The sequence below is a fragment of the Sphingomonas faeni genome (assembly GCF_023195535.1).
Taxonomy (GTDB): domain Bacteria; phylum Pseudomonadota; class Alphaproteobacteria; order Sphingomonadales; family Sphingomonadaceae; genus Sphingomonas; species Sphingomonas faeni_B.
In genome coordinates, this window is record NZ_JALPNF010000001.1 from 480,738 (window position 1) to 493,135 (window position 12,398).

At 66.0% G+C, this 12,398-nt stretch carries 7 protein-coding genes; 3 read left to right on the top strand and 4 right to left on the bottom strand.

Annotated elements, in window-relative coordinates; all coding sequences use genetic code 11:
- Positions 1 to 8: 8 nt before the first annotated feature.
- Entirely contained in the window at positions 9 to 1,676 is a 1,668-nt protein-coding gene (locus tag SPHN_RS01950) for an MFS transporter (RefSeq protein WP_248520791.1), read from the bottom strand.
- 48 nt (positions 1,677 to 1,724) lie between these two features.
- Positions 1,725 to 3,173, bottom strand: a complete 1,449-nt coding sequence (locus tag SPHN_RS01955; protein WP_349238448.1) for a DcaP family trimeric outer membrane transporter — start codon at positions 3,171 to 3,173, stop codon at positions 1,725 to 1,727.
- Between the two features lie 154 nt (positions 3,174 to 3,327).
- On the opposite strand from SPHN_RS01955, the gene acs reads away from it, so the two are divergent.
- Together acs and SPHN_RS01965 are read left to right on the top strand one after the other, a co-directional pair.
- On the top strand, positions 3,328 to 5,283 hold the full coding sequence (acs, locus tag SPHN_RS01960; protein ID WP_248520793.1) for an acetate--CoA ligase: 1,956 nt from the start codon (positions 3,328 to 3,330) through the stop codon (positions 5,281 to 5,283).
- Positions 5,280 to 5,903, top strand: coding sequence for a response regulator transcription factor (locus SPHN_RS01965; RefSeq protein ID WP_248520794.1), 624 nt, complete (start codon positions 5,280 to 5,282; stop codon positions 5,901 to 5,903). The genes acs and SPHN_RS01965 overlap by 4 nt, the downstream gene beginning before the upstream one ends.
- 150 nt (positions 5,904 to 6,053) lie before the next feature.
- Here SPHN_RS01965 and SPHN_RS01970 read toward each other — a convergent pair whose 3' ends face one another.
- Positions 6,054 to 9,368, bottom strand: a complete 3,315-nt coding sequence (locus tag SPHN_RS01970; protein WP_248520795.1) for a PAS-domain containing protein — start codon at positions 9,366 to 9,368, stop codon at positions 6,054 to 6,056.
- A gap of 303 nt (positions 9,369 to 9,671) precedes the next feature.
- On the bottom strand, positions 9,672 to 11,738 hold the full coding sequence (locus SPHN_RS01975; RefSeq protein WP_248520796.1) for a catalase: 2,067 nt from the start codon (positions 11,736 to 11,738) through the stop codon (positions 9,672 to 9,674).
- 179 nt (positions 11,739 to 11,917) lie between these two features.
- Here SPHN_RS01975 and SPHN_RS01980 point away from each other — a divergent pair, with 179 nt between their 5' ends.
- Positions 11,918 to 12,379: a hypothetical protein gene (locus tag SPHN_RS01980; RefSeq protein ID WP_248520797.1), complete on the top strand. Its 462-nt coding sequence runs from the start codon at positions 11,918 to 11,920 to the stop codon at positions 12,377 to 12,379.
- The last annotated feature ends 19 nt before the right edge of the window (positions 12,380 to 12,398 follow it).

Below are 12,398 nucleotides of genomic sequence, written 5' to 3' on the forward strand. Positions count from 1 at the left end.
ACTGTCGCTCAGCTGTGGAGCGACCGGCGGAACGTCTCGGGCAGGAACACGAGGCCCACCAGCGCCGTCACCGCGCAGGCGACGATCGGGTACCAGAGCCCGTAGTAGATATCCCCGGTCGCCGCGACCATCGCGAACGCCGCGGTGGGCAGGAACCCGCCGAACCAGCCATTGCCGATATGATAGGGCAGCGACATAGACGTGTAGCGGATCTTGGTCGGGAACAGCTCGACTAGCAGCGCCGCGATCGGGCCGTAGACCATCGTCACGTACAGCACCAGGATGACGAGGATCGCAACGACCAGCGGCTTGTTGATCTGCGCCGGGTCCGCCTTTTCAGGGTAGCCGACCGCGGTAAGAGCGGTCTTCACTTCGGTACCGAACGTCTTGATCGCCGCCGCCTTTTCGGGCCCCGAAACCACCGCCGGGTTGACGACTGGAATGGTCGCGCCGCCGATGTTGATCTGTGCGACGGTGCCGCCGGGTGCGATCACGTTGGTGTACGAGATGCCCGCCTTTGCGAGGTACGACTTGGCGATGTCGCACGAGCTGCTGTCGAACTTGTTCTTGCCGACCGGATCGAACTGCACCGAACACTCATCGGGGTTAGCCACCACGGTCACCGGCGAATTGGCCTGTGCCGCATAGAGCGCCGGATTGGCCGCCTTAGACAGCGCATGGAACAATGGCATGTAGGTCAGCGCGGCGAGCGCGCAGCCGGTCAGGATGATCCACTTCCGCCCGATCTTGTCCGACAGCCAGCCGAAGAAGATGAACGCGGGCGTGGCGATCAACAGTGCGATCGCGATCAGGATATTGGTGGTCGGCCCGTCGACGCGGAGATTCTTCTCGAGGAAGAACAGCGCGTAGAACTGGCTGGTGTAGAACACGACGCCCTGGCCGACGACCGCACCGAACAGCGCGATCAGCACGACCTTGAGGTTGCTCCATTGCCCGAACGCCTCGGTCAGCGGCGCCTTCGAGGTCTTGCCCTCGTCCTTCATCTTCTGGAACACCGGGCTCTCTTCGAGCTGCATGCGGATCCACAAGGACACCGCCAGCAACGCGATCGAGACGATGAACGGAATCCGCCAGCCCCAGGCGGCAAACGCCTCTTCGCCCACCAGAGTGCGGACGCCGATCACGATCAGCAGCGCCGCGAACAGGCCGAGCGAGGCGGTCGTCTGGATGAAGCTGGTGAACAGCCCGCGCTTCTTGTCGGGCGCATGCTCGGCGACATAGGTCGCGGCACCGCCGTACTCGCCGCCGAGCGCGAGGCCCTGCAACAGGCGCAGCACGACGAGCGCGATCGGTGCGGCGACGCCGACCGAGGCGTAGCTGGGGAGCAGGCCGACCAGGAACGTCGAAAGCCCCATGATCGCCATCGTCACGAGGAAGGTGTTCTTGCGCCCGACGACATCGCCGATCCGCCCGAACACCAGCGCACCGAACGGCCGCACCGCGAACCCGGCAGCGAAGGCCGCCAGCGCGAAGATGAACCCGGTCGTCTCGTTGACGCCCGAGAAGAACTGCGCGGTGATGATCGTCGCGAGCAGGCCGTAGAGATAGAAATCATACCATTCGAACACCGCACCCAATGAGGATGCGATGATGATCAACGGCTGGCTCTGCTTCACGTGACCAAGGGGCGATGCGTCCCCGGTTGTCGTTGCCATGGCGGTATCCTCTTAGGTGGAGCGTCGGGATTGTGGAGGGTCGGGCAATCAGAACCCGTATTTGAAGGCGAATTCCAAGCGGTCGAGCGCGCCGGTGTCACCCGAGACCAGTTCGCGGACGGCGTGGCGATATTCCACGCCGATGTCGAAGCCCTTGCCCGGCGACCAGAACAGGTTGCCTGCGCCGCCATAGGACTTGGCATTGGCCAGTCCCGTGACGATCACGCCGGCCGGATAATCGGCCGATTGATAGCTGCCCATGAGGGTCGAGTGGATCGCATCGGTCCAGCCGATACGGAACGCCGCAAAGGCCGCGAAATTGTCGATCCGCTCAAGCCGGGTCGCGGTGCCGCCGTAGATCGCGTCGGGGACGTATCCCAATCCCAGGTAGCGGCCGATGCCTTGCCCGTAGGTCGCCATGAAGCGCAGGTCGTGACGCTTGCCGATCGGAATCTTGCCGGACCCGGAAACGCCCCAGCCGAAGGCGGTATCGCCACTGCCCAGCGTATCGGTGCGCAGTTCGCGCGCGATGCCGGCCAGCGCGAAATCGCCGAATGTCGGCTTCCAGTTCACGCGTGCCACCACGTCGGGCAGGCGATCGTCATCCGTGTCGACCAGCGCCGCGTTGGCCGGCAGCGCGGTTTCCGTTTCGGGGTTCTCGGCCGCGATCTGCAACGTCAGCCCGGGTCGCAAGGGGATGGAATAACGGACCAGCGCCTGGCGATTGAACACCGTGCCATCGAGCGGACCGACGAAATCGGTCGTCTCGGGCAGCACCGCGATGTTCTGGAAGGTCGACCATTCCTGCCCGACCAGCAAATTGCCATATTCGATGAAGCCACGGCGGAAGGTGGGCGTGTAGGGATTGGTCGCGCGCTGCGCCCCGACCGGCGCCGTCGCGAGCGCGAAATCGAACTCCACCAGCGTCTTGATTTCAGTGCCGTTCATCGGGGTCGCCGTGCTGAACTGCAGGCGGGTCTGGCGCGCGGAAAGCAGCAGATCCTGGCTGGAGAACCCGCCGCCGACCGGTATCTGCTGCGGCAGGAAGAACTCCTTGCCCAGCCCGCCGACCGCGACCTCGCCATCGCTGTAGCGGCTGGCAATGAGGTTGAGGCGAACGAAGCCGCCCAGCTTGACCGTGGTGTTCCCGACGCGAAAACCGTCGGTCGGTGCCGACTTCGTCGCGACAGGCCTGGCCTCGGCCACATTGGTCGCGCCGGGCGATCGGCCTAGCGACGCGGGTGCCGCGCTCATCGAAGACGCGGTCATGGGAGGCGCGCTCGTCGGAGCCGCGTTCGTTGAGGTCAAGGCGATCGGCGCCGCAGACGTCGCGCGTGCCGCGTTCAACTCGCCGCGCAGATCCTGTACCGCCGCTTCGAGCATCTTCAGCCGTGTCTCGAGCTCGATCTCGCGTGCCGTCTGCGCCTGCGCCATACCCGGTACCAGCGCAGTTCCGCTAAGCAACGCGGTCAAGGCCAGCCTCGTCTTGAATGCCATCGGTGTCATCCCCGTCTCCGCGCTCTTCCACTGGTCTTACGCGTGGAATGAGCGTCGTGATCATGGCGCATTGCGAACGCTGGGCCATCCCTTACTTTGGTGCGGGATGATCGCCCGAACGCGACCGCGTACAGCGCGGCAAAAGGAGAGCCAGATGACCGAGGCCAGCTATCCCGTCCCCGCAGAATGGGCGAACGACGCCCTGATCGATGCCGCCGCCTATGACCGGATGTATGCCGAGGCCGCGACCGATCCCGACGCGTTCTGGGCGAAGGAGGCCAAGCGCCTCGACTGGATCGTCGCACCGACCAAGATCAAGGATACATCGTTCGACGAGAGCGACTTCCACATCCGCTGGTTCGAGGACGGACAGCTGAACGTCGCCGCCAACTGCGTCGATCGCCACGCCGAAGCGCGCCCCGATGCGACCGCGATCCTGTGGGAAGGCGACAACCCCGATGAATCCCGCAAGATCAGCTATGCCGAACTGCGCGACGAAGTGTCGAAGCTCGCCAACTGCCTGAAGGCGCGCGGCGTCGAGAAGGGCGACCGCGTCACCATCTACCTGCCGATGATTCCCGAGGCGGCGTTCGCGATGCTCGCCTGCGCGCGGATCGGCGCGATCCATTCGGTGGTGTTCGGCGGCTTCTCGCCCGAGAGCCTGTGCAACCGCATCCACGACTGCGACAGCCGCATCGTCATCACCGCCGACGAGGGGCTTCGCGGTGGCAAGACCGTGCCGCTCAAGGCCAATGTCGACGCCGCGCTCGACCACGGCGATCTCGCGGTCGAGGCGGTTATCGTCGTCCGTCGCACCGGCGGACAAGTCACGATGACCGAGGGTCGCGACTATTGGTATCACGACTGTGTCGCCGACCAGTCGACCGACTGCGCCCCCGAACCAATGAACGCGGAGGACCCGCTGTTCATCCTCTACACCAGTGGCTCGACCGGCCAACCCAAGGGCGTGCTCCACACCAGCGGCGGCTATCTGGTATGGGCGTCGATGACGCATGAATATGTGTTTAATTACCGGCCAGGCGAGATCTTCTGGTGTGCGGCCGATGTCGGCTGGGTCACGGGGCACACCTATTCGCTGTACGGTGCGCTCGCGAATGGGGCGACGACGGTGATGTTCGAGGGCGTGCCGAACTATCCCGATCACAGCCGGTTCTGGCAGATCGTCGACAAATACCAGGTAAACATCCTCTACACCGCGCCGACCGCGCTCCGGTCGCTGATGCGCGAGGGCGACGACTGGGTGACGCGCACCAGCCGCAAGTCGCTCCGCCTGCTCGGCTCGGTCGGCGAACCGATCAATCCCGAGGCGTGGAACTGGTATCATAACGTCGTCGGCGACGGCCGCTGCCCGATCGTCGACACCTGGTGGCAGACCGAAACCGGCGGGCACATGATCAGCCCCCTGCCCGGCGCCACCGCGCTCAAGCCGGGCAGCGCGACCAAGCCGCTGTTCGGCGTGATGCCCGAACTGGTTGACGCGGAGGGCAAAATCCTCGACGGCGCGGTCGAGGGCAATCTCGTCATCGCCGACAGCTGGCCGGGCCAGATGCGGACCGTGTGGAACGATCACGATCGCTTTTTCCAGACGTATTTCTCGACCTATCCCGGCAAGTATTTCACCGGCGACGGCTGCCGCCGCGACGACGACGGCTATTACTGGATTACAGGCCGCGTCGACGACGTCATCAACGTGAGCGGCCACCGCATGGGCACCGCCGAAGTCGAAAGCGCGCTGGTCGCGCATTCGAAGGTCGCCGAGGCGGCAGTCGTCGGCATGCCGCACGATGTGAAGGGCCAGGGCATCTACGCCTATGTCACCTTGAACGCGAACGCCGACCCGAGCGAGGAATTGCGCAAGGAACTCGTCCAGTGGGTCCGCCGCGAGATCGGGCCGATCGCGACCCCCGACGTCCTCCAGTTCGCGCCCGCGCTTCCGAAGACGCGCTCGGGCAAGATCATGCGTCGAATTTTGCGCAAGATCGCCGAGAACCAGCTCGACCAGCTCGGCGACACCTCAACGCTCGCCGATCCCGCCGTGGTAGACGCCTTGATCGCAGGACGCGAGGAGGCCACTTCAGTCCCGGCATGACGCGCACGATCCTTATCGCCGACGACCACCCGCTGTTCCGCCAGGCGCTGAAGCTGGCGGTCAGCCGCGCCGCGCCCGATGCGGTGGTGATCGAGGCTGGGCAGCTCTGCGAGGCGGTCGACGCGGTGCGCGTTGCCGAGCGGCTCGACCTAATCCTGCTCGACCTGCGCATGCCGGGATCGGAAGGATTCGCCGGGGTAGCGCTGCTCCACGCCGAGCGTCCCGACACGCCGATCATGGTGATTTCCTCGGCCGACGAAGCCGAAGCCGCCCCGCGCGCGCGCGCCTATGGCGCGATCGGCTTCGTCTCGAAAACCGCCGACCTCGCCACGCTCGAAAACTCGGTGGCGCGAGCCCTCGCTGGCGAACGCGACGCGCCAACCGAAGGCGCCCCCGTCGACGAGATGTCCACCCGCGTCGCCAGCCTCACCCCGACCGAGCTGAAAGTCCTGCTCGGTGTCCTGGCCGGTCGCCTCAACAAGCAAGTCGCGTTCGACCTCGGCATCTCGGAGGGCACGGTAAAGGGGCATATGACTGCGATCCTCCGGAAACTTGGGGTGCAGAACCGCACCCAAGCGGTGCTTGCGGCACGGGCGATGGACATCCACTTCGCCGATTAGCCGCGCCATCTGCCGCCCCGTCATCCTGACGAATGTCAGGGCCCAGAGCCACAATCGGTGCCGCCGGTACCCTGGATCCTGACTTTCGTCAGGATGACGGGCTGTGCCCGTGGCTCAATCCTCCCCCGCAAGGGGGAGGATTAAGGAAGTTCAACTGCCCCGCGCTGCCGCGGCCGAGGCCTCCTCGATGAACCGCCACAGATCCGCCGGCACGACCGGCTTCGTCAGCACGACAAGCCCCACACATCGCACATCCTCAACGACCGCACGGTCCGCGGTCACCAGCGCGATCGCTGGCGCCGGCGTCATTGCCCGCAACCGCGCTACCACGTCGAGCCCGTCCTCCACCTCGTCCAAGTGGAAGTCGACCAGCGCCACATCCGGCTCCTCGTCCGTTGCCAGTTCCATCGCCTCGGCGATCGTCGCGGCCAGCAGCGGCACGCAGCGCCGCGCACGCAACGCCGCATCGAGTGCTGCCAAAATCGTTGCATCATTGTCGAGGCACAGCACCCGCAGCCCCGGCACCAGCGCGCGCGCCGCCGAGGGCGTCGGCAGCGGCACGTCCAACCCGGCGGGCGCGAGCGGCACGCGCACCGCAAACGTCGTCCCCCGCCCCGGCTCCGACCGCAATTCCACCGCCGCCCCGAGCAGACGCGCGATCCGCCGGACGATCGCCAGCCCAAGCCCAACGCCGCCGCCTGCGCTCCCCTTGCTTTCCAGCCGCTCGAACTCCTCGAAGATCCGTTCGCGGTCGGCAGCCGCGATCCCAGGCCCGTTGTCCCGCACCTCGATTAGCACCTCGTCGCCGCGCCGCCGTGCCCCGATCCAGATCCGCCCATCCGCCGAATAGCGCACCGCGTTCGACAGGAAATTCTGCAAGATCGACCGTAGCAACGACCGATCCGTCGCCACGCTGAACGCCCCCGGATGCGCCGCCAGCACCAGCCCCCGCTCGCCGGCCAACGGCGCGAACTGCGCCGCCAGCTCCTCGATCAGCGCCCCCAGCGCGAACCGCTCGACCTTCGGCACCACGCCCCCCGCATCGAGCCGCGACACGTCGAGCAGCGCGCGCAGCAACGTGTCCGCCGACCCGATCGCACCATCGATCGCGCGCACCAGTTCGCCCTGATGCGGCGCCTTCCCCTCGTCGAGCGCCGCGCAGAACAGCCGCGCCGCATGCAACGGTTGCAACAGATCATGGCTTGCCGCGGCCAGGAATCGCGTCTTGTCGCGAGTCGCGGTCTCCGCCACCGCGCGCGCCTCGTCCAGCATATGGTTCGACCGCGCGAGATCTTGCGTCCGCGCGACGACGCGCGCCTCTAGATCGGCCTGCGCCTCCTTCTCCGCCGTGATGTCGGTGAAACTCTGCACGTACCCGCCGCCCGGCATCGGCCGCCCGACCATCTTGATCCACCGCCCCGACGGCCGCTGCCGCTCGAAACTGTGCGGCGTCCCGCGCGCGAGATGCGCCACCCGCCGACCGACATGCGCCGCGATATCGCCGACCCCCTCGCGCTCGGCATTGTAGCGGATCAGGTCGGCGATCGAACGACCGACCACGACATACCCCTCGGGATAGTCGAACATCTCGACATAGCGCGGATTCCACGCGACCAGCCGCAGGTCCGCATCGATCACGCTGACCCCCGGATCGATCGTCTCCAGCGTCGCCGACAGCAACGTCCGCGAGAACCGCAGCGAGCGCCCGCGCTGGTCGAGCAGGCGAACCACGTCGCTGACGTCGATTGCGGATCCAGCAATGCTCGACGCGACGATCTTCCGCGCCGATGGGGCACCGATCACGCCCGCAATCAGTCGCTCGGCGGTACGCGCCGCCGGGCCATCGATCGGCGCACGCAGGTCGGGCGACGCCACGCCGATCGCCTCCGCCTCGCCGTCGCCGACGAACCGCGCGACGAGCATCCGCAATTCGCCGAGCGTCGTGACGTGGTCGAGCGCGGCGTTGCCGCGGTGCCGCTCGCGCGCGTGCAGCCCGGCCATCAGCGCGACGTTGACGCCGAGGCTCCACACCGTGCCGTTGACTAAAGGCGAGCCGATCCGCCAGCCAAGCAACGCATCGGGATCGAGCCAACCGCGCGTGACGTGCGCCAAGGCCGGGCCGACACCCTCGCCGATCGACGGCAGTAACAGGCAGTAGATCCAGACGACCACACCCCCGATCAGTCCGGCCCGCGCCGCGCTATGATTGGCGAAGTTCCACCCGACCGTCGCGATCAGCGCAGGCGCGAACTGCGCGACGCCAGCGAACGCGATCAACCCGATCGACGCCAGCGGCAGGTCCGCACCCAGACTGCTCCCATACAGCAGCGCGACCGCGACGATCGCCGCAATGATGACCCGCCGCACCCGCAGCATCCGTCGGCCAAGCTCGCCTTCGCCCGCTTCGCCATGCCGCCGGAGCAGCAGAGGCGCGAGCAGATCGTTGGTCGCCATAGTCGACAGGGCGATCGTCTCGACCACCACCATCGCGGTCGCGGCCGAGAACCCGCCGATGAACGCGATCAGCGCGACGAGGTTCTCGCCCTGCTGCAACGGCACCGCGAGCACGTACAGATCGGGCTCGGCATCGCTCGGCAGCAGCGTCATCCCTGCCAACGCCAGCGGCAGGACGAACAGCGAGATCACCACCATGTACGCGATGAACGGCCAGCGCGCCCGCGCCACCGCATCGGGGCCGCGCGCCTCGATCACCCCGACATAGAATTGCCGCGGCAAGCACAGGATCGCCAGCGCCGACAACACGGTGCGCACCCAGAAGTCGGAGGTCAGCGCGCCCCAGGTGAAGCCCGACTCGAGCCGCGACAGCGGTGCCGCCAGCGTCTCTGCCGGGACGTCGGCGAGCAGCGCCACGGTCACCACCCCGAGCACCACGAAGCACAGCAGCTTGATCAACGACTCCGCCGCGATCGCCGCGATCACCCCGGGGTTGCGCCCCGCCACCTCATACCGTCGCGCCCCGAACAGGATCGCGAACACGGCGAGCAGCAGCGCAACCAGCACGCCGACCTCCGCCGAACTGCCGACACCAGCGATCGCGCCGAAGCTCAGCGTCACCGACCGCAACTGGAGCGCGATATACGGCACCGACGCGAGCAACGCCGTCCCTGCAACGATCGCCGCCGTCCCTCGACTGCGCCCATAGCGCGCGGAGATGAAGTCGGAGATCGAACTCGATCCCTCCTCCCGAGCGAGCCTCACGAGCCGCGCCAGAAACTTCGGCGCGAGCAGGAACACCAGCGCCGGCCCGAGATAGATGGCCAGGTAATCCCACCCCCGCGTCGCCGCCGTGCCGACCCCACCGAAGAACGTCCAGCTGCTGCAATACACCGCGAGCGACAGAGGGTAGGCGATCCGGCCCAGTCTCTGTGACAGGCCCTGCCGGTCCACGACCCAGGCGATCCCGAAGAGCAGGACGCCATAGCCGAGAATGGCGAGGATGATCATGGGTCGAAAGATGAATAGGCTCCGGTCTGGCGCCAAAGCGCGGTGTCGCAGCCGGATATAGCGCCGTTCCGAACGAGCCGCGACAGTAACCCGGCTTGGCAGGCAATCGATCGGAGAATGCCGTGACGAAGTCTCCCGATGCTCGATCTGCGACCAGTGGGGCAACCCTACCCGCTGGCGGCAAGCCCTACGCGGGCTGATCGCAAAGCAGTCAGAGTAACGATTATCCCAATCATAAAAAACCGGAGGCGCATCGTCTGCACCCCCGATCTTTATTCATGCGTCTATGTCCTCGGCTGGCGATCAGGCCAGCGTGCGGACGTTGGGTTCCCGGTCCCAATAGCGCTTCGTGCCCGCCGTCGCGATCTTGCCGAGATCGACGACACCGGCATCGGCCTCGACGCCGGCCTTGTCGAGCAACGGCTTCGACGCCGCGTTGGCCGCGACCGCCTTCAGATGGCCGAACGCATCCATGACCCACTGGACCGCGGCGCCTTCCTTGAGCAGCGTCTTGCAGCCATCCGCCGACAACACGACCGCGACCGCGTCGAAGATCTGCGACGGGCTGCCCGCGAGCTGACCGTGTGCCTTCTTCTTGCTGCCATCGGCAAGCTTGGCGCCACCGACCTTGGGCGCGACCAGGAAGGCCTTGCCGCCCGCACCCTCAACCGCCTTGACGACCGCATCGATCTCGGCGCCATCCGACCCGTCGGCGATCAGAATACCGACCTGACGACCCTCAAGCGTCTCCTTCATCGACTTCTGGATCGACAGCGCATCGCTGGCGGGCATGTCGACCGGCTCCCGGAACGCAGGATTGGCCTTGGGCAGATCGATCCCAAGACCATCGGCAACGCGCTTGGCCAGTTCCTCGTTCACGTTGCGCAGGTTGGCGACGGTGCGCTCCTGGACATGCGCGAGGCCGACCTTCGACAGCTCGAACGTGAATGCCGACGCGATATGCGCCTTCTCGTTGTCCGTTGCCGACACCCAGAACAGCCGCGCCTGGCTGTAATGATCGCCGAACAGTTCGGCGCGCATCCGCAGCTTTTCGCCTTGCTCGTCCGCCCCGGTCGGATTGGTCGTCGTCACGAAGCCGTTCGGCGACTCGCGCGGACCACCATCCTCGCCGACCACCGACAGGCTGTTTGGCTCATAGTTCGCCCGGCCCTTCGGCACCTTGGTCTGCATCATCCCGTCGCGCTGGAAATTCTGCGCGTCGTTACGTGGTGCGTTGACGGGAATTTGGTGGAAGTTGGTCGTCCCAAGACGCGACTTCTGCGTATCGAGATAGCTGAACAGACGACCCTGGAGCAGCGGATCGTTCGAGAAATCGATCCCCGGCACGATGTTGGTCGGCAGGAACGCGACCTGCTCGGTTTCCGCGAAGAAATTGTCGACGTTACGGTCGAGCACCATCCGGCCGATAATCCGGACGGGGACGTCCTCCTCCGGGATCAGCTTGGTCGAATCGAGCACGTCATAGGGCTGCGCCTCGGCGAATGCCTTGTCGAACACCTGGATGCCCAGCTCCCACTCGGGGAAGTCGCCGGTATCGATCGCTTCCCACAGGTCGCGACGGTGATAGTCGTTGTCTGCCGCCTGAAGCTTGAGCGTCTCGTCCCAGATCGTCGACTGGAGCCCGAGCTTGGGCTTCCAGTGGAACTTCACGAAGCTCGACTTGCCCTCGTCGTTGACCAGCTGGAAGGTGTGGACGCCGAAGCCTTCCATCATCCGCAACGAGCGCGGCAGCGTGCGGTCGGACATCGCCCACATCTGCATGTGCGTCGATTCCGGGGTCAGCGACGCCCAGTCCCAGAACGTGTCATGCGCCGAGCCGGCTTGCGGATAGGCGCGATCGGCCTCCATCTTCACCGAATGGATCAGGTCGGGGAACTTGATCGCGTCCTGGATGAAGAACACCGGGATGTTGTTGCCAACGAGATCCCAATTGCCCTCGGTCGTGTAGAATTTGACGGCGAAGCCGCGCACGTCGCGCGGGGTGTCGACCGAACCGGCGCCACCGGCGACCGTCGAGAAGCGCGTGAACAGCTCGGTCTTGGTGCCCTTCTTGAACACCGCCGCCTTGGTCAGGTCCGAGATGTCGTCGGTCGCCTCGAAATAACCGTGCGCGCCCGAGCCGCGCGCGTGGACGATACGCTCGGGGATCCGCTCGTGATCGAAGTGGAAGATCTTCTCGCGCAGCACGAAGTCCTCGAGCAGCGTTGGACCACGCGCGCCGGACTTCAGGCTGTTCTGGTTGTCGGAGACGGGCACGCCGTGGTTGGTCGTGAGCACGGGCACGTCGCCACCGGCGCGCTGATGGGTTTCGCCACCATTGCCGGGATTGCGCTCTGCGGGGTCGCTCATTGCAAATCCTTGGTTATTAGTCGGAGTTCTGGGTAGTTAACGAACGCTGCGAGAGCCTGGGTCCACGCATGCGAAAGAATTCCGGGCCGGGTCGCCAGCCCCAATTGCTTCCGATCGCGTGGACAGGATGTCACAGTGACAGCAATGGGCATGCCGTCTACCGGTACGGCGTGTTAGCCTTGCGCCGCCTTATCCTGTCCCGCCCGCTGCTGATGGGATGGCTGTGCGTGGCGGCGCTGGCGCTGAAGCTGCTGGTGCCATCGGGCTACATGATCTCCGGCGAAGGCGGCCGCGTCGCGATCATCCTGTGCTCGGGTGTCGCCCCGTCGATGGCTGCCCATTCTACAATTGGCGCATCGAACGCTCCGTCGCCGGACATGGTCATGGGCGATCACGCCATGTCTGGCCATGTCATGCCGGAGCAGGATCCCTCCACCAGCCACGGCAAGATGGAGATGCCCTGCGCGTTCTCCGGGCTCTCGGCGCAGGCGCTCGCGGGTGTCGACGCGACCCTGCTGGTGGCGGCGATTGCGTTCGTCATGGCGATCGGCGTCCGCCCCGTCCGCCGATTGGTGCCAGCCCGCGCGTCCTATCTGCGCCCGCCTTTACGCGGCCCACCCATAGTCCTCTCGACCATCTGATCCGAGCCGTCCGTCCCGA

Coding starts and splice junctions, on each gene's coding strand:
- SPHN_RS01950 (WP_248520791.1), bottom strand. CDS start 1,676: ATGGCAACGACAACCGGGGACGCATCGCCCCTTGGTCACGTGAAGCAG.
- SPHN_RS01955 (WP_349238448.1), bottom strand. CDS start 3,173: ATGGCATTCAAGACGAGGCTGGCCTTGACCGCGTTGCTTAGCGGAACT.
- acs (WP_248520793.1), top strand. CDS start 3,328: ATGACCGAGGCCAGCTATCCCGTCCCCGCAGAATGGGCGAACGACGCC.
- SPHN_RS01965 (WP_248520794.1), top strand. CDS start 5,280: ATGACGCGCACGATCCTTATCGCCGACGACCACCCGCTGTTCCGCCAG.
- SPHN_RS01970 (WP_248520795.1), bottom strand. CDS start 9,368: ATGATCATCCTCGCCATTCTCGGCTATGGCGTCCTGCTCTTCGGGATC.
- SPHN_RS01975 (WP_248520796.1), bottom strand. CDS start 11,738: ATGAGCGACCCCGCAGAGCGCAATCCCGGCAATGGTGGCGAAACCCAT.